The organism is Roseicella sp. DB1501, from assembly GCF_013112485.1.
Classification (GTDB): Bacteria; Pseudomonadota; Alphaproteobacteria; order Acetobacterales; family Acetobacteraceae; genus Paracraurococcus.
Map to the genome: position 1 here is coordinate 33,502 of NZ_JABFHG010000007.1, position 16,640 is coordinate 50,141.

Consider the following 16,640-nt stretch of genomic DNA (forward strand, 5'->3'; position numbering starts at 1 on the left):
GTGGGGGTGGCACGAGGCGCCCTGATGGGGTCTCGGGCGTGGTTCCCGCCTTTCGCGGTGCCCGGATCGGGGCCGCTGCGGTCGGGGACCGCTGGCGATGATCGACCTTGCTTCCCTAAGGAGGTTCGACTGTGAACACCCTCGACTTCTCCCCCCTCTTCCGCACCGCCATCGGCTTCGACCGGCTCGCCCGGCAGCTCGAGAGCGCGCGCAGCCTTGGCGACGCCCAGGGCTACCCCCCCTACAACATCGAGAAGACCGGCGAGGACACCTATGTCCTGACCATGGCCGTCGCCGGCTTCGGCCCGGGCGACATCGATGTGGTGGCGCGAGAGAACGTGCTGACCGTCGCTGGCCGCGCCCCGCAGCCCGAGGAAGGCCGCAGCTTCCTGCATCGCGGCATCGCCGGCCGTGCCTTCGAGCGCCGCTTCGTGCTTGCCGACCATATCGTGGTCGAGGGCGCGACGCTGGAGAACGGGCTGCTGCAGCTCGGCCTCAAGCGCGTGGTGCCCGAGGCGCTGAAGCCGCGGCAGATCCCGGTGCAGGCCGGCAAGCCGCCGGTGCAGCCGCAGATCACCACGGCCAATGAGCAGGATGGCCAGGCCCAGGCGGCCTGAGCCTCGGCCGACCGAGCCTGTGAAGAAGGGACGGCGGGGGTTTCCCCGCCGGCTTTTTCATGACCTCCGAGGTCATGGATTCGCTGCGCCCGGCGCGGCAGGCTGCGCCGCATGTCCGGCCTCCAGACCACCGCCCCGCACGCCGCCCCCGCGCCCGCCACGGCCGGGGCGCTGCTCGCCCGCGCCCGCCGCGCGCGCCGCCTCAGCCAGATGGACCTGGCGCTGGAGACGGGTATCTCCACCCGCCACCTCAGCTTCGTCGAGACCGGCCGCTCGCGGCCGAGCCCGGGCCTGGTGCTGCGGCTCTGCGAGGCGCTCGGCGTGCCGCCGCGCGAGGCGGATGGCGTGCTGCTCGCCGCCGGCCACGCCCCGGCGCATCGCGAGACGCCGCTCGAGGCCCCGGCCATGGCCGAGGTGCTGACGGCGCTGCGGCTGATCCTGGCGCGGCACGACCCGCTGCCGGCGGTGGCCTTCGACGCCGCCTGGGACATCGTCATGGTGAACGAGGCCTATGGCGCGGCGCTCGACGCGCTGCTGGCCGGCGGCGCCGAGCCGGCGCTCGGCGGCGCCGCGCCGCCCCACCTCGCCCTGCTGCCGGCGCCGCGGCCGAACCTGCTGCGGCTGCTCTGCCACCCCGCCGGCGCCCGGCGGCTCCTTGCCAACTGGCCCGAGGTGGCGCGCGCCCTGATCGAGCGCATCCAGCGCGAGGCGCGGCTGCCGAGCGCCGATCCCGACCGCCAGCCGCCGCTCGCGGAGGCGCTGGCGCAGCCAGGCGTCGCGGCGCTGCTGCGCCACCGCCCGGCCGGGCCCGCCGTGCCGCTGCTGGTGCCGGTCGAGATGCCGCGGCCGGAGGGAGGCACCCAGCGCTTCCTGACCACCATCGCCACCCTCGGCACGGCGCAGGACCTGACGCTGCGGGAGTTGCGGATCGAAACCTATCACCCCGCGTGATCGGGTCGCCTCAGCCGCCCGGCTTGCGGAAGAAGGCGTCGGCGGCGCCGCGATGCGCCTCCTGGCGCGCGATCGCCGCCTCGGCGCGGGCGATCTCGGCCTGCAGGGTGGCGATGTAGCGCCGCAGCTCGTCGATGTCCCAGCGCTCCAGCATCGCCGGGGTGAAGCCGGCGACCGGGCGTGGACGCTCCTCCTCCATCATCGCGTATCTCCTTTGCCCCACGCCCCCGGGCGGGCTTTGACCCTGCCGAGGGCCCCCTCTATATGCCAGCCGATGCCGCGTCGGGGATGCCCGGCCCTCCCCGGCTCGCCCCCGAAAAGGTTCGTCCCCATGACCCAACCCCTGATGCCGAAGGCCACCGCCGTGTGGCTGATCGAGAAGACGTCCCTGACCTTCGAGCAGGTCGCGGAGTTCGTCGGCATGCATCCGCTGGAGGTGCAGGCGATCGCGGATGGCGAGGTGGCGCAGGGCATCATCGGCTACGACCCGGTGCTGAACGGCCAGCTCAGCCGCGAGGAGATCCTGCGCTGCGAGGCCGACCCGACGGCCCGGCTGCAGATCTCCGCCTCCTCCCTGCCGGTGCCGAAGCCGCGCGGCAAGGGTGCCCGCTACACCCCCGTCTCGAAGAGGAACGACCGGCCGGACGCGATCGCCTGGGTGCTGCGCCACTACCCGCACCTCACCGACCAGGCGGTCGGCAAGCTGCTCGGTACCACCAAGGAGACGATCGCCAAGGTGCGGGACCGCACGCACTGGAACAGCGCCAACATCAAGCCGCGCGACCCGGTGATCCTCGGCCTCTGCACCCAGTCCGACCTGAATGCCGCCGTCGCCGCCGCCGGCGAGCGCCCGCCGGGCCTGCCGGTGCCGCCGCTACACGATGCGGAGGAAAGCCTGGCCTGAGCGGCCAGGCGCGGCCGCGGCAGGGAGGGGTTCTCATACCAGTGGCCCTCATGCGTGACCGCATGAGGGCTCCTCGGACGCTGGCGCAAACCTCCGGTTTGCTCGGGCCTTCGCCGCGTCGTGCGAACAGCACGCCTTCGGCATGACGTGCCGTGAGGCGCGCCAAAGGGCGCGACCGGCGGGCTCCGTTCGGGGCCTCGGACCGGACGGGTGACCGGTCCGTTGGTATCAAGCCTCCCGCCGGAGCCTTTCCATCTCCTCCTTCAGTCGCAGCTTCTCCCGTTTCATGCGGGTGAGTTCAGCCTCGTCGGGCCGTGGGCGCGCATCCTCGTCGTCGATCTGCCGGTCAAGGGCCGCATGCCGCTCCTCGAGGGAACGGAGCCTCGGCGCAACGTTCATTCGGCATTCTCCCTGCGCTGTGTGATGCGCGGACGCGGCCGGCACGGCCGTGCTGTTGCGCCCGCGCGGGGGCATGGTAATGGCGGCGCGGGGGGCATTGCACGTCTCCTTTCATTGCCGAGTGCCCGATCCGATGCTGGATGATCGCGAATCCCTGCTGCGCCGGCTGCACGAGATGCGGAGCGAGCATCGCGACCTCGACACGGTCATCGCCCGGCTCTCGGACAGCCTCACCGACCAGCTCCAGGTGCAGCGGCTGAAGAAGCGCAAGCTGAAGCTGAAGGACGAGATCACCTGGCTGGAAAGCCGGCTGCTGCCCGACATCATCGCCTGACGCGGCGGCCCGGCGGAGGCCGCGCCCCGGCGCAACGGAGAGCCCCGAGACCACCATGACCCCCGAGGAATCGCCTCCCGAGGAAGCAGCTCCCCTGGCCCCGGCGCCGCTGGTCGGCATCATCATGGGCAGCCGCTCCGACTGGGAGACGATGCGCCACGCCGCCGAGACCCTGGCCGCGCTTGGCGTGCCGCACGAGACGCGGGTGGTCTCCGCCCACCGCACGCCGGACCGGCTCTACGACTATGCCCGGGCGGCGCGCGGCCGCGGCCTCCGGGTGATCATCGCCGGCGCCGGCGGCGCGGCGCATCTGCCCGGCATGGCGGCGGCGATGACGCCGCTGCCGGTGCTCGGCGTGCCGGTGGAAAGCCACGCGCTGAAGGGCATGGACAGCCTGCTCTCCATCGTCCAGATGCCGGGCGGCATCCCGGTCGGGACGCTCGCCATCGGCCGCGCCGGGGCAATCAATGCCGGGCTGCTCGCCGCCGCCATCCTGGCGCTGGCCGATCCCGCCCTGGCGGGGCGGCTGGAGGCCTGGCGCGCGGCCCAGAGCGCCGGCGTGCCGGAGTCCCCGACGTGAACGCTGCCGGCATGAGCGATCCCGCCGCGCGCGACCCCTTCGCCGCCCGCTTCCCGCTGCCGCCCGGCGCCACCATCGGCATCCTCGGCGGCGGCCAGCTCGGCCGCATGTCGGCCCTCGCCGCGGCACGGCTCGGCTATCGCTGCCACATCTACTCGCCCGAGCCGGACGGGCCGGGCATGCAGGTGGCCGCCGCCGCGACGGTCGCGCCCTATGAGGATGCCGAGGCGCTGCAGGAATTCGCCGACGCCGTCGAGGTGGTGACCTTCGAGTTCGAGAACGTCCCGGCCGCCGCCCTCGCCGCGCTCGAGCCGCTGGTGCCCTGCCGGCCCGGCGTCGCGGTGCTGCGGGTCTGCCAGGACCGGCTGCAGGAGAAGACCTTCCTCGAGCGCGCCGGCGTGCCGGTCGCGCCCTGGCGGGCGGTGCATGACGAGGCCGGACTCGCCGCCGCCATCGCCGAGATCGGCCTGCCGGCGGTGCTGAAGACCACCCGGCTCGGCTATGACGGCCACGGCCAGGCGGTGCTGCGGCGGCCCGAGGAGGCCGCGCCCGCCTTCGCCCGCCTGGCGCCGAAGCCGCTGATCCTCGAGGCCTTCGTGCCCTTCGCCGCCGAGCTCTCGGCGATCGCCGCCCGCACCGCCGACGGCGCCGAGGCGGTCTACGACGCGGTGGAGAATCGCCACCGCGACCATATCCTCGACCTCAGCTTCGCCCCGGCGCGGCTGCCGTCCGAGGTCGCCGAGCGCGCCCGGCGGCACGCCGCGGCGGTGGCGGCGGCGCTCGACCTGGTCGGGGTGCTGGCGCTCGAGCTGTTCCTGCTGCCGGACGGCCGGCTGCTCGGCAACGAGATCGCGCCGCGGCCGCATAATTCCGGCCACTGGACCATGGATGGCTGCGCCGCCAGCCAGTTCGAGCAGCATATCCGCGCCGTCGCCGGCCTGCCGCTGGCCGCTGCCGGCCGCCACCACGACGTCGTCATGCGCAACCTGGTCGGGCCGGAGGGAATCGCCCGCTGGCCAGCCCTGCTGCGCGCCCCCGGCGTGGTGCCGCATCTCTACGGCAAGGCCGAGGCCCGGCCGGGCCGCAAGCTCGGCCATGCCAACAAGCTGCTGCCCCGCGGCGCCCTGGCTCGCCTCGACGATTCGGAGGCCCTGTCCGGGCTGTGACATCCTGGCCGGATGGGGACTCGAAGCCCCATCCGCAGCAGCCCGAGGGGGGCGACGCGGCGCGTGACACCACGCCCCGGGGGCCCGCACCCCCTCCCCGACACGCGCCACCAGGCCTGCGGCATGCACCAATGCGGGCCGAGAGAAGCCTTCCCGATCAAAGCCTTGGTCAACTGTGATGAATTTGCCATTCCGTGCTGTGGCAGCGCCGCCACATTGATGCGGAAATGGTCCATCCGCTCTGCCATTGCCCCGCCCCCGATGGTAACTTCCGGTCACGCATCGTCGCGTCCGTATTCAGGGGGACCGGCAGCGTGACGGATCGCTTCTTGGGGATCGAGGAGAGACAAGGATGACGCTCAGGAAGGCCCTTCTGGCCGCGACGGTGCTGGCGCTGCCGGTGGCGGCGCAGGCCCAGCCGGTATCCGGGCTCTATGTCGGCGCCGGGGTCGGCGCGAACTGGAAGTTCGACAGCGAGGGCAGCTACAGCCGCTCGCGGATCTCGACGCTCGGCGCGCCGACGGCCACTGTGGCCGGCCAGGGCCGCATCAACACCGAGACCGGCTGGGCCGCGCTCGGCAGCCTCGGCTGGGGCTTCGGCAACGGGCTGCGCGTCGAGGTCGAGGGCAACTACCGGACCAACGACATCCGGCGCCTGAAGATCACCGGCGTCCCGAGTTCGCCGGGCGGCGGTTACTACGAAAACTTCGGCCCGATGGTGAACGTCCTCTACGACTTCCGCTTCGGCGGGCCGATCGTTCCCTATGTCGGCGCCGGCGTCGGCTACACCTGGAACCAGGTCCGCAAGGGCGGCGGGCTCGGCTTCCACAGCACCCAGACCGAGGGCGCGCTCGCCTATCAGGGCATCCTCGGCGTGGCCTATGAGATGGGCCCGTCGGTGCCGGGCCTCGCCTTCACCCTTGAGGGCCGCTACTTCGGCAGCCAGTCGCCGAAGTTCGACGACAGCTTCCGCGTCTCGCCGACCGTGTCGCAGCACACCACCTGGAAGCCGGACAACAACAACGTCTCGGTCCTGCTCGGCGTGCGCTACGCCTTCAACGCCGCGCCGCCGCCGCCGCCGGTCGTCGCGCCCGTGGCCCCGGCCCCGGCCGTCGCCCGCACCTACCTGGTCTTCTTCGACTGGGACAAGGCGACGCTGACCGAGCGCGCCCGGCAGATCATCGCCGAGGCCGCCGGCGCCTCCCGCCGCGTGCAGTCGACCCGCATCGAGGTGGCCGGCCATGCCGACCGCTCCGGCTCGGCCGCCTACAACCAGCGCCTGTCGCAGCGCCGCGCCGATGCGGTCGCGGCCGAGCTGGTCCGCCAGGGCGTGTCGCGCAGCGAGATCGCCGTCTCCGCCTACGGCGAGACGCGGCCGCTGGTCCCGACCGCGGATGGCGTGCGCGAGCCGCAGAACCGCCGCGTCGAGATCGTCCTCAAGTAATCGGACGTTCCCGCACGGAGAGTTGGGAAAGGGCGCCGCAAGGCGCCCTTTTCTTTTGGCGCTGCTCGACAAGGGTGATCGTCGAGGCCGGGATTTGGATGAACCACCTCAAGGCCGGTCATGAGGCTGATGAATCAGCGGACTGCAGCGTGGCGATTCAGCTACTACCTGGCCGGTGTCCTTGGCTGGCAGCGGGCCATGCCAGGATAGGGTTCAATGGGCGGCTGCGGCTGGACCGGGCCTTGATGACAGGATGGCGAAGGAGGTGCGCCCCGATGCTGACGCTCTATCTTGCCCCCGGATCAAGCTCGATGGCACCGCATATCGCGCTGCGCGAGATCGACACGCCGTTCGAGATACGCGCCTTGTCCTTCGCAAGGCGTGAGAACCGCAACCCCGCCTATCTGGCGATCAACCCCGAGGGCAAGGTGCCGACGCTTCTCGTCGAGACCCGCCCGCTGACCGAGGTCGCCGGAATCCTGTTCTACCTCGCGCGACGCTTCCCGGATGCTGGCCTTCTGCCGGACAACGATGTCGAGTCGGAAGCAAAGGTTGTCTCCTGGATGTCGTTCCTTGCTGCAACGGTCCACCCTGCGCGGCGGCAAGGGGTCGAGGCCGCTCGCGCCGTCTACGGGTTTGTCGAGCGGCGGCTGGACGGCCGCAAGTGGGTGGTCGGTGAACGCATGTCGATCGCCGACATCCACCTGTTCCGCCTCTTCTGGCGCTTCCGCAACGCGGCGCGCTCGGCAACGGAGGAGTTCCCAAGCCTACTGGCCCACCATGACCGGATGCTGGCTCGGCCTGCGGTGAGGACGACGTGCGAAGTGGAGGCGGCAATCGGCTACGAACTGCCAGCCTGAACAGCATCTTCCGACATTCCCCACACCTGGGTGGAACAACGCAATTTCTTACGGTCCTCCCCTGCCGCCTTGGTGCCGGGCGCGCAGGGCCCTGAGCGCCGCCGCATCATCCACGTCCCGCAGCCGCCGCAGCAGCGCGACGGGATGGCCGCCGCAATTCCGCAGCGTATCAGCCAGCGCATGCTCGCTCGACCAGCGTACCCCGGCGAAGGGCGCGGGCGGCCGGCGCGGCCCGAAGCCGACCAGCCAGTAGCCGCCATCCTCGGCCGGGCCGAACACCGCTCGCGCCCGCCCGAGCGCGCGGAAGGCCGCGGCGATGTCGGCCGGCCCAAGCTCCGGGATGTCGCAGCCGACCAGCACCGCCCGCCGGTGCCGCGCCAGTGCCCGGCCCATGCGCTGGCCGAGATCGCCGCGCCCCTGCGGGTGGCAGGGCAGGCCGGCCCGCAGCCCTGCCGGCCAGCGTGCCCGGTCCGGCGTCACGGCCAGCTCGCAGCGCCAGCGCCGGTCTCGCCCGAGCGCGCGGACCAGCCGCTGCAGCTCGCCGCGATGGAAGCGCAGCGCCGCCAGCGCGCCGACCTCCCGCGCCAGCCGCCGCTTCACCGTGCCGTGCCGCGGGGCGCGGGCGAAGAGGATGAGGGTGTCGCCCCGCATCGCCGCGCTCAGAGCGGATCGCGTTCGGATGGAACCATCTGAACACGTGACGATGCCCGCAAGACAACAGGATGGAGCATGCTGCGCGAACCCCTGTGAACCTAACCGTAGAGCCGCTGGATCAGCCGCGGCGGCAGGCCGAGGAAGAAGAGGGAGAGGCAGAGCAGGTTGCGGGCGGAGCGGCGGCGCCAGCCCTCCCGCCGCCAGCGCGCCGCCGAGGTGAGGGCGGCGACCGGCAGCCCGACCAAGCGGCGCCGGCCGATGCGGCGGACGAGATCGACATCCTCCATCAACGGGATCGGCCGGACGCCGCCGAGCGCATCGTGGAAGGCGCGGGAGAGCAGCAGCCCCTGATCGCCATAGGGCAGGCCGAGCCGGCGGCAGCGCCAGGCGACCAGCCGTTCCAGCCGCCGCGCCGCCGGCGCCGGATCGTCGAGGGCGAAGGCGAAATACCCGGCCCGGCCGGCATTCCCGGGCGCCGCCATGAAGCCGCGGGCGATGCCGGACCAGCCGGGGGCGGGGCGGGTATCGGCATGCAGGAAGAGCAGCCAGTCCCCATTTGCCGCCCGGGCGCCGGCGGCGAGTTGCGGCCCGCGGCCGCGCGGCGCCTCGATGACGCGGCAGCCGGCGGCGCGGGCGACGGCCACGGTGCCGTCGCGGCTGCCGCCATCGACGAGGATGATCTCGGCCACGGCCTCGGCCCGCGCCTTGGCACAGGCGGCCAGCACCGGGCCGAGCGTGGCCGCGGCGTTCAGGGTCGGGATGACAATGCTCAGGCTGCGGTCCGGAACGGGCGGGCGGGCATTAACCATTCGTTCTCACGATGTTCTTGACAGCCCCTGATCCATGCCGGCAAGGTGTGAACGAACAGAAAGGGAACGCTGGCATGCCGGACGGTCTCTCCCCCATGGCCGGGCTGCTGGCGCCGCGCAAGGGCCGCGGCGCCGTCTCCAACCCCGCGGTGCGCTTCGAGAGCACGGCGCGGGAGGCCTTCGACGATGGCTGGGGCAGCCTGGCCGATTTGTCCGATCTGCCGCCTCTGCCGACCACCCTGCTGAAGGAACGGTCGCGCAGCGCGCTGACCTACAACGACAGCCCGGATATCGGCTTCGATCGCTCGCTCAATCCCTATCGCGGCTGCGAGCATGGCTGCATCTACTGCTATGCCCGGCCGAGCCATGCCTATCTCGGCTACTCGCCCGGCCTCGATTTCGAGACCCGGCTGCTGTTCAAGCCCGAGCTGCCGGCGCTGCTGGAGAAGGAGCTCAGCCGCCCGGGCTATGTGCCGCGGCCGGTCGCGCTCGGCGCCAATACCGATCCCTACCAGCCGGTGGAGCGCAGCCTGCGCCTCACCCGGCAGGTGCTGGAGGTGCTGGAGCGCTTCGGGCATCCGGTGACCATCGTCACCAAATCCGCCGGCGTGCTGCGCGACCTCGACATCCTGACCCGGATGGCGCGGCGCAACCTGGTGCATGTCTGCCTCTCCGTCACCACGCTTGACCCGAGCCTGGCGCGGCGGATGGAGCCGCGGGCGGCCGCGCCGCTGCGCCGGCTGCAGGCGATCCGCGCCCTGGCCGAGGTGGGGGTGCCGGCGGGCGTGCTGGCGGCGCCGATGATCCCCGGGCTGAACGACGCCGAGCTGGAGAGGATTTTGTCCGAAAGCGCCGCGGCCGGCGCCACCCGCGCCGGCTATGTTCTGCTGCGCCTGCCGCTCGAGATCGCGCCGCTCTTCGAGGAGTGGCTGCGGACGCATGTCCCGGACCGTGCCGCGCGGGTGCTGGCCCTGGTGCGGGAGACGCGCGGCGGCCGGACCTATGACAGCCGCTGGGGTCTGCGGCAGACCGGCATCGGCGCCCATGCCGACATGCTGGCGCGGCGCTTCCGGCTGGCGGCGACGCGGCTCGGCCTGCTCGGCACCAATGCGCGCAGCCAGCCGCTCGATTGCAGCCAGTTCACGCCGCCGCGGGCGGAGGCGCGGCAGCTGGCGCTGCTCTAGAGCGTGATCGCCTGAGGTGGACTCACCGAAAGGCGTGACTCACGCGGTCAAACAACGGCCTGGACACTGAATACAAAGGCTGGTGGCCTGAGAGTGACGTCCGAAGGACTTTTCGATCAGGACACTAGGGTCCGGCTTGACGATGCACGGGCGCCGGATCTCCCGCTCCATCCTGGCCGGCGGCCTTTCCCCGGGTCCCGCCGGCCGGCCCGCCCCTCTCGCATCCCCCCGATGCGCGGCCGGGCGGGGTGCACGGCACTGGCATCCCCCCCCGCCGGTGCCGTGCATGATGGAAGGCCGTACCCCCCTGCCTCATGCAGGCGGCGTCAGCCTTTCTCCTCGGTGAAGAAGGGGCGGCCATCGGCGAAGATGTTGGGCCGGAGGAAGATGCCGAGGATCGTCGCCCCCTCCTTCCCGGCCCAGGCGACATGGGTGTTGCCCTCCGGCCGCCAGACGAACTGGCCGGGCAGGCACTCGCCCTCCTCGTCGACGAAATGCCCCTCCAGCACATAGGTCTGCTCGATCGCCGTGTGCTCATGCAGCGGCACCACGGCACCGGGCTCGAGCCGCATGAGCAGCGTCGCCATGCCGCTGCCATCGGTGTAGAGCGTCTTGCAGCGGATGCCCGGGAACTTGGTCTCCTCCCAGGGCATGTTGGGCACGTCGAGGAAGACCGAGCGCGGCGAGGGCTCGTTGGCGGTCAGCCGCCGGCGCATCGGTGTCTGGGCCCCGTCGGGCATGGACGCATCCCTTTTGTTCTCGTTGGCGCGGGAAGCGTACCGCGCGCCGGCCGGCGCGGCCAAGCCGCTTGCGCGGCGGCGGGGGCGCGGCATAGCGTGACGGCATCGAAACACCCGGAGAGGTCAGCCATCATGGCGATGCGTCGCGGATTCCTCGCCTGCGCCATCTGCAGCGCAGCGGGCCTGGTGGCCACGGCGGTCGCCGGTCCCGCCCTCGCCCAGGGACAAGGTCAGGCGCAGCCAGGCGCCGCGCCGCCGGCCGGCGGCATCAGCCGCAAGACGCTCAGCACCATCGACTATCCGGGCGACGGCAAGATCTCGATCCTGGTGCTGCTCGAGGCCCCGGCCGGCGCGGTGATCCCGCGCCACACCCATCCGGGCATCGAATCCTCGGTGGTGATGTCGGGCGAGCTCGAGCTCGAGATGCAGGGCCAGCCGACCAAGCGCTTCGCCGCCGGCGAGGGCTTCCAGGTGCCGCCCGGCCTGCCGCATAGCGGCCGCACGCTCTCGGCGGTGCGGCTCGGCATCACCTATGTGGTGGAGAAGGACAAGCCGCTCTCCTCGCCGGCCTGACGGCCCGCGGCATGGGGGTGTAGAATGCGGCGATGCCGAGCTTCGATCTGGAGCGGGAGGCGGGCGGTCGCGTGGCCGGGCTGGACGAGGCCGGCGTCGGCCCGCTCGCCGGGCCCGTCCTCGCCGCCGCCGTTGTCTTTCCGCAGGGCGTGCCCGCGACGCTCGCCGCGCTGCTCGACGACAGCAAGCGCCTGACCGTTGCGGCACGGCTCCTCGCCTTCGCCGCGCTGCGCGAGGCGGCGCGACGGGGCGAGGCGGATTGCGCCGTCGCCGCCGCCTCGGCCGCCGAGATCGGACGGCTGAACATCCTGCACGCCACGCAGCTCGCCATGGCCCGCGCCCTGGCCCGCCTCGCGGCGCCGCCGCGGCTCGCTTTGGTCGATGGCAACCGGCCGCCGCCCCTGCCCTGCCCGGTGCGCTGCGTCGTCGGCGGCGACGGGCTCAGCCTGTCGATCGCCGCCGCCTCCATCCTCGCCAAGGTCACGCGCGACCGGGCGATGGCGCGGCTCGATGCCCGCTGGCCGGCCTATGGCTTCGCCAGGCATGCCGGCTACCCGACCGCGCGGCACCGGGCGGCACTGGCCGCGCACGGCCCCTGCCCGCATCACCGCCGCGGCTACGGGCCGGTGGATGCGGCCTGGGACCAGGCCCGCCTCGCCCTCGGCGCTTGAGTCCGCCCGGCCACACCCGCGCCGGCCCGTGCCGCCGGCGTCCAGGCTTCGGTTGACCCACCGACTCGGCGCGGCGATGGTGGCGGCTCTTCGGGAGTCGCGCCCGCTCGCACCGATCCGGGCGATCCCGGCACGACGGAGGCCGGCGCGCAGCAATGGAATGAGGGACAGCGTGGGGACCGGGCTCGATCTGCCGCTCGACCGGATCATGGTCGGGGACTGCATCGAACTGATGCGCAGGCTGCCGCCGGCCTCCGTGCACGCCATCTTCGCCGACCCGCCCTACAACCTGCAGCTCAAGGGCGACCTGCGGCGGCCGGATGACAGCCTGGTCGACGGGGTGGACGAGGAGTGGGACCGCTTCGACGGCCTGCCCGCCTATGACGCCTTCACCCGCGCCTGGCTCGCCGAGGCGCGGCGGGTGCTGCGCAAGGACGGCACGATCTGGGTGATCGGCAGCTACCACAATGTCTTCCGCCTCGGCGCGGCGCTGCAGGATCTCGGCTTCTGGGTGCTGAACGACATCATCTGGCGCAAGGCGAACCCGATGCCGAATTTCCGGGGCCGCCGCTTCACCAACGCGCATGAGACGCTGATCTGGGCGGCGCGCGGGCCGGAGAGCCGCTACCGCTTCAACTACGCCGCCATGAAGGCGCTGAACGACGACCTGCAGATGCGCAGCGACTGGTTCATCCCGCTCTGCACCGGGACCGAGCGGCTGCGTGACGAGAAGGGCACCAAGCTGCACCCGACGCAGAAGCCGGAGGCGCTGCTGCACCGGGTGATCCTCGCCTGCACCCTGCCGGGCGAGGTGATCCTCGATCCCTTCCACGGCACCGGCACCACCGGCGCGGTCGCCCGGCGGCTCGGCCGGCGCTTCATCGGCATCGAGCGCGACCCGGCCTATGCCGCGGCGGCGGAGGCGCGCATCGCGGCGATCGAGCCGGTCCCGGAGAGCGCGGCGCTGGTCACCGCCGGCAAGCGCGAGCAGCCGCGCCTGCCCTTCGGCGCGCTGGTCGAGCGCGGCGTGATCCCGGCCGGCAGCATCCTCACCGACCGCGCCCGGCGCTGGAGCGCGACCGTCGCCGCCGATGGCTCGATCCGCTGCGGCCGGGCGCAGGGCTCGATCCACCAGGTCGGGGCGGCGGTGCAGGAGGCGCCGTCCTGCAACGGCTGGGCCTTCTGGCATGTCGAGCAGCCGGGCGGGACGCTCCGCCTGCTCGACGAGTACCGGGCGGAGATGCTCGGCCGGCGCTCCTGACGCGCCGGCCCGCCGCGTTCGCAAGGGAACGCGGCGGGCCGCATGCCAGGACAATGGGACGCGGACGGGCGTGAATGCCCGGCCGCCTCTCTGCCTCGCCGGTCGCTCAGGGCACCACGTCGATGCTGATGCCCTCGACGATGGTCACCTGCACCCGGTCGCCGGGCCGCAGCCGCCGGGCGAAGTCGCGCATCTTCTGGTCGTGCAGCGTCACGGTCTGGGCCTGCCCCTGCGGCCCGGTCACGGTGACACTGTTGCTGCTCCGGTCGACCGCGTTCACCGTGACCGGCAGGCGCAGGCTCCGCACATAGGTGGCGCCGGGCAGGCTCCCCGGCGGCGCGACCGCCGCGCCCTCGCCCGCCACGGGCGGCGTGCCCGGCGCATCGGCCGGCGTCATGGCGACCGCCACCGCCTGGGTGACACGCGTCACCACCCGGTCGCCGGCCTTCACCTGCGGCAGGTTGCGGACATGCTTGCCGAGGAAGAGCGTGGTGAGCGTGCCGTCCTCGCTGCGGAGGATGACCGACCGCTCGCGCTGGTCCACCGCCTCGATCACCGAGACGGCCTCGGCGGACCGCGACACGGCGGCCGGCGGCGGCGGCCGCTGCGCCATGGCCGGTCCCATCAGCACCGGTAGGGCAAGCGCGGCCACAGCGAGGGGCAGACGCTGGATCGACATGGCTTTCCTCCTTGGTTCGGTCCGGCCCCGCCGCGGATCTGGCAGCACCGGCAGGCAATCTGGCAGCCTGCCAGCGGCGGCACCAGATCGTTCCCTCCCGCCGGCCGGCTTGACCCGCCGGCCCGCGGCGGCCAAGCCTCGCCGGCTCCCCGCAAGGCCTCGCCCATGCCCCGGCGCATCCTCGTCCTGCTTGCCCATCCCGCGCATCGCCGCTCCCGCGCCAATGCGGCCCTCCGGCGCGCCGCGGGCGAGGTGGAGGGCGCGACGCTGCACGACCTCTACGAGACCTATCCCGACTTCCTGATCGACGTGGACCGCGAGCAGGCGCTGCTGCGCGAGCACGAGGTCATCGTGCTGCAGCACCCGGTCTACTGGTATTCCTGCCCCGCCATCCTGAAGGAATGGCTCGACCTCGTCCTCGAGCACGGCTTCGCCTATGGCCGCGCCGGCACCGCGCTCGCCGGCAAGGCGCTGCTCTCGGCGGTCACCGCGGGCGGGACGGAGACGGCCTATGACGCGGCCGGGCTGAACCGCTACAGCCTTGCGGAATTCCTCCGCCCCTTCGAGGCGACGGCGCATCTCTGCCGCATGCGCTGGCTGCCGCCCTTCATTGTGCACGGCACGCATCTGCTGGACGCCGAGGCCCTGGCCGGACAGGCGGAGGCCTATCGCGCGTTGCTGCAAAGGCTGCGCGAGGCGCCGGCCGAGCCGCTGCCAGGGGCGCTGCCAGGGGCGCTACCAGAGCCGCGCGACGCGCTGCACGGGAGGCCCTGAGCATGGCAGGCGGCTTGCTGGTCCAGGCCTTCGTCTATCTCTGCGCCGCCGTGCTGGCGGTGCCGATCGCCAAGCGCCTCGGCCTCGGCGCCGTGCTCGGCTACCTGCTCGCCGGCGTCATCATCGGCCCCTTCGGCCTGCGGCTGGCCGGCGATGCGGCGGCGGCGCTGCATTTCGCCGAGTTCGGCGTGGTGATGATGCTCTTCCTCGTCGGGCTCGAGTTGCAGCCCTCGCGGCTCTGGGCGATGCGCGGGCCGGTGCTCGGCGCCGGCGGGCTGCAGGTGGGGCTGACGACGCTCGTCATCGCCGGCATCGGCTTCGCCCTCGGCGCGGAATGGCGCATGGCGCTCGCGGCGGGGCTGATCCTGGCGATGTCCTCGACCGCCATCGCGCTGCAGATCCTCGCTGAGCGCGGGCTGCTGCGCACGGCGGGCGGCGAGACCACCTTCGCGGTGCTGCTCTTCCAGGACGTCTCGGTCATCCCGATCCTCAGCCTGCTGCCGCTGCTGGCCACGGTGCCGGCGGCAGCGGGCACGGCGCATCACGATGCGAGCTGGATCGAGACCCTGCCGGCCTGGGGCCAGGCGCTCGCCGTGCTCGGCGCCGTCGCCCTCGTCATCGGCGGCGGCCGGCTGCTGACGCGCCCGGCCTTCCGGCTGATCGCCGAGACGCGGCTGCGCGAGATCTTCACCGCCTCCGCCCTGCTGCTGGTGATCGGCATCGCGCTGCTGATGGAGGCGGTTGGCCTGTCCCCGGCGCTCGGCGCCTTCCTCGCCGGCGTGGTGCTGGCGGACAGCGAGTTCCGGCACGAGCTCGAGGGCGACATCGAGCCCTTCAAGGGGTTGCTGCTCGGCCTGTTCTTCCTCTCGGTCGGCGCCGGCATCGACTTCGCCCAGGTCGCCGCGGCGCCCTTCGCCGTCGCCGGGCTGGTGCTGCTGCTGGTGCTTGCCAAGGCGGCGGTGCTGGCCGGCATGGGACTGGTCGCCGGCCGGCCGCGGCCGGAGGTGCTGCTGGTGACGCTGCTGCTCGCCCAGGGCGGCGAGTTCGCCTTCGTGCTGCTGGCCTTCGCGGTGCAGAACGGCGTGCTGCCCGAGGCGGAGGCGGGCCTGCTGGTCGCGGTGGTCGCCCTCTCCATGCCGGTGACGCCGCTGCTGATGCTGGCCTATGGCCGGCTCGCCGACCGGCTGGCGGTGCGGGACCTGCCGCCGGAGCCGGATGCGATCGAGCCGCAGGGCAGCGTGGTCATCGCCGGCTTCGGGCGCTTCGGCCAGATCGTCGGGCGGCTGCTGCTCGCGCACGGGCATCCGGTGACGGTGCTCGATCACGACATGGACACGATCGAGCAGCTCCGGCGCTTCGGCTTCCGCGTCTTCTACGGCGACGCCACGCGGCTCGACCTGCTGCAGGCGGCGGGTGCCGCGGAGGCGGCGGTGATCGTGGCGGCGACCGATGCGCGCGAGACGACGAATGCGATCGTCGAGACGGCGCTGCGGCACTTCCCGCGGGCGCAGGTGCTGGCCCGCGCCGTCGATCGCGGCCATGCCTACGAGCTGATGGAGGCCGGGGCGCATCTGGTGGTGCGGGAGACCTTCGCCGCCGCGCTCGAGACCGGCGTCGAGGCGCTGCGCCGCCTCGGCATGCCGGCCTACGAGGCCGAGCGCGCCGGCCGGCTCTTCCGCCGTCACGACAGGCGGGCGATGGAGCGGCTGGCGCCGATCCGCGACGATGCGACGCGCTACGGCCTGGCGGTGCGCGAGGCCTCGCAGCGCCTGCTGGAGGTGCTGGAGCGCGACCGCGACCGCGGCCGGGCGGTGATGGATGATGGCTGGGACACCACCGCCCTGCGGGAGGAAGCCCAGGCGCGGAGGACGGAGCGGGATGCGGCGGCCTCGGGCTGACGGCCGGCGCGGGAGAATCGACTCGCGCCGGCACTTTCATGACCTTGAATGGTTTTGCACCCTGCCTGAATCTGCGGGATGAGAACGCCAGCAGGGATGTCCGGCATGCAGGCCTTGCCCATCGCGGGCCCCATCGCGAGCT

General features: G+C 72.8%; 20 protein-coding genes. 14 read left to right on the plus strand and 6 right to left on the minus strand.

Annotation, left to right across the window (positions count from 1 at the left end; all coding sequences use genetic code 11):
* The first annotated feature begins 131 nt into the window (after nt 1-131).
* Nucleotides 132-617: an Hsp20 family protein gene (locus tag HJG45_RS14860; RefSeq protein ID WP_171612895.1), complete on the plus strand. Its 486-nt coding sequence runs from the start codon at nt 132-134 to the stop codon at nt 615-617.
* A gap of 111 nt (nt 618-728) precedes the next feature.
* Nucleotides 729-1,568: a helix-turn-helix domain-containing protein gene (locus tag HJG45_RS14865; protein WP_171612896.1), complete on the plus strand. Its 840-nt coding sequence runs from the start codon at nt 729-731 to the stop codon at nt 1,566-1,568.
* A 10-nt stretch (nt 1,569-1,578) separates the two neighbouring features.
* Here HJG45_RS14865 and HJG45_RS14870 read toward each other — a convergent pair whose 3' ends face one another.
* A complete protein-coding gene (locus HJG45_RS14870) occupies nt 1,579-1,770 on the minus strand; it encodes a DUF1192 family protein (RefSeq protein WP_254452540.1) in 192 nt (63 codons plus the stop codon).
* A gap of 129 nt (nt 1,771-1,899) precedes the next feature.
* Between HJG45_RS14870 and HJG45_RS14875 the strand changes: the two genes are divergently transcribed.
* Nucleotides 1,900-2,472 carry a DUF1013 domain-containing protein gene (locus HJG45_RS14875; RefSeq protein ID WP_171612897.1) on the plus strand — a complete coding sequence of 191 codons (573 nt, stop codon included), beginning with the start codon at nt 1,900-1,902 and terminating at the stop codon, nt 2,470-2,472.
* A 228-nt stretch (nt 2,473-2,700) separates the two neighbouring features.
* On the opposite strand, the gene HJG45_RS14880 is transcribed toward HJG45_RS14875, so the two are convergent.
* The gene (locus HJG45_RS14880; RefSeq protein ID WP_171612898.1) at nt 2,701-2,871 is read right to left on the minus strand and encodes a YdcH family protein; all 171 of its coding nucleotides are present in this window, start codon (nt 2,869-2,871) and stop codon (nt 2,701-2,703) included.
* Between the two features lie 133 nt (nt 2,872-3,004).
* Between HJG45_RS14880 and HJG45_RS14885 the strand changes: the two genes are divergently transcribed.
* The 5 genes from HJG45_RS14885 to HJG45_RS14905 all read left to right on the plus strand — a co-directional run bounded on the left by HJG45_RS14885 (nt 3,005) and on the right by HJG45_RS14905 (nt 7,255).
* Nucleotides 3,005-3,205, plus strand: coding sequence for a YdcH family protein (locus HJG45_RS14885; protein WP_171612899.1), 201 nt, complete (start codon nt 3,005-3,007; stop codon nt 3,203-3,205).
* Nucleotides 3,206-3,260: 55 nt separating this feature from the next.
* Nucleotides 3,261-3,785, plus strand: coding sequence for a 5-(carboxyamino)imidazole ribonucleotide mutase (gene purE, locus HJG45_RS14890; RefSeq protein ID WP_171612900.1), 525 nt, complete (start codon nt 3,261-3,263; stop codon nt 3,783-3,785).
* A gap of 11 nt (nt 3,786-3,796) precedes the next feature.
* Nucleotides 3,797-4,951, plus strand: coding sequence for a 5-(carboxyamino)imidazole ribonucleotide synthase (locus HJG45_RS14895; protein ID WP_171612901.1), 1,155 nt, complete (start codon nt 3,797-3,799; stop codon nt 4,949-4,951).
* Nucleotides 4,952-5,303: 352 nt separating this feature from the next.
* The gene (locus HJG45_RS14900; RefSeq protein WP_171612902.1) at nt 5,304-6,395 is read left to right on the plus strand and encodes an OmpA family protein; all 1,092 of its coding nucleotides are present in this window, start codon (nt 5,304-5,306) and stop codon (nt 6,393-6,395) included.
* A gap of 275 nt (nt 6,396-6,670) precedes the next feature.
* Nucleotides 6,671-7,255: a glutathione S-transferase family protein gene (locus HJG45_RS14905; RefSeq protein ID WP_171612903.1), complete on the plus strand. Its 585-nt coding sequence runs from the start codon at nt 6,671-6,673 to the stop codon at nt 7,253-7,255.
* A gap of 48 nt (nt 7,256-7,303) precedes the next feature.
* On the opposite strand, the gene HJG45_RS14910 is transcribed toward HJG45_RS14905, so the two are convergent.
* On the minus strand, nt 7,304-7,906 hold the full coding sequence (locus HJG45_RS14910; RefSeq protein WP_171612904.1) for a TIGR04282 family arsenosugar biosynthesis glycosyltransferase: 603 nt from the start codon (nt 7,904-7,906) through the stop codon (nt 7,304-7,306).
* Nucleotides 7,907-8,007: 101 nt separating this feature from the next.
* Nucleotides 8,008-8,718, minus strand: coding sequence for a TIGR04283 family arsenosugar biosynthesis glycosyltransferase (locus HJG45_RS14915; RefSeq protein ID WP_171612905.1), 711 nt, complete (start codon nt 8,716-8,718; stop codon nt 8,008-8,010).
* A gap of 74 nt (nt 8,719-8,792) precedes the next feature.
* Between HJG45_RS14915 and HJG45_RS14920 the strand changes: the two genes are divergently transcribed.
* Entirely contained in the window at nt 8,793-9,902 is a 1,110-nt protein-coding gene (locus tag HJG45_RS14920; RefSeq protein ID WP_171612906.1) for a PA0069 family radical SAM protein, read from the plus strand.
* Nucleotides 9,903-10,228: 326 nt separating this feature from the next.
* On the opposite strand, the gene HJG45_RS14925 is transcribed toward HJG45_RS14920, so the two are convergent.
* Nucleotides 10,229-10,642, minus strand: a complete 414-nt coding sequence (locus HJG45_RS14925) for a cupin domain-containing protein (protein WP_217362931.1) — start codon at nt 10,640-10,642, stop codon at nt 10,229-10,231.
* 132 nt (nt 10,643-10,774) lie between these two features.
* On the opposite strand from HJG45_RS14925, the gene HJG45_RS14930 reads away from it, so the two are divergent.
* From HJG45_RS14930 to HJG45_RS14940, 3 genes are all read left to right on the plus strand, one after another.
* A complete protein-coding gene (locus tag HJG45_RS14930; protein ID WP_171612907.1) occupies nt 10,775-11,215 on the plus strand; it encodes a cupin domain-containing protein in 441 nt (146 codons plus the stop codon).
* Between the two features lie 32 nt (nt 11,216-11,247).
* Nucleotides 11,248-11,886 carry a ribonuclease HII gene (locus HJG45_RS14935; RefSeq protein ID WP_171612908.1) on the plus strand — a complete coding sequence of 213 codons (639 nt, stop codon included), beginning with the start codon at nt 11,248-11,250 and terminating at the stop codon, nt 11,884-11,886.
* Between the two features lie 160 nt (nt 11,887-12,046).
* Nucleotides 12,047-13,147 carry a site-specific DNA-methyltransferase gene (locus HJG45_RS14940; protein ID WP_171612909.1) on the plus strand — a complete coding sequence of 367 codons (1,101 nt, stop codon included), beginning with the start codon at nt 12,047-12,049 and terminating at the stop codon, nt 13,145-13,147.
* 106 nt (nt 13,148-13,253) lie between these two features.
* Here HJG45_RS14940 and HJG45_RS14945 read toward each other — a convergent pair whose 3' ends face one another.
* Complete coding sequence (locus tag HJG45_RS14945; RefSeq protein WP_171612910.1) at nt 13,254-13,826, minus strand: hypothetical protein; 573 nt, start codon at nt 13,824-13,826, stop codon at nt 13,254-13,256.
* Between the two features lie 165 nt (nt 13,827-13,991).
* Here HJG45_RS14945 and HJG45_RS14950 point away from each other — a divergent pair, with 165 nt between their 5' ends.
* Nucleotides 13,992-14,600, plus strand: a complete 609-nt coding sequence (locus HJG45_RS14950) for an NAD(P)H-dependent oxidoreductase (RefSeq protein WP_171612911.1) — start codon at nt 13,992-13,994, stop codon at nt 14,598-14,600.
* Between the two features lie 2 nt (nt 14,601-14,602).
* Nucleotides 14,603-16,498 carry a monovalent cation:proton antiporter-2 (CPA2) family protein gene (locus tag HJG45_RS14955; RefSeq protein ID WP_171612912.1) on the plus strand — a complete coding sequence of 632 codons (1,896 nt, stop codon included), beginning with the start codon at nt 14,603-14,605 and terminating at the stop codon, nt 16,496-16,498.
* Nucleotides 16,499-16,640 lie beyond the last annotated feature (142 nt).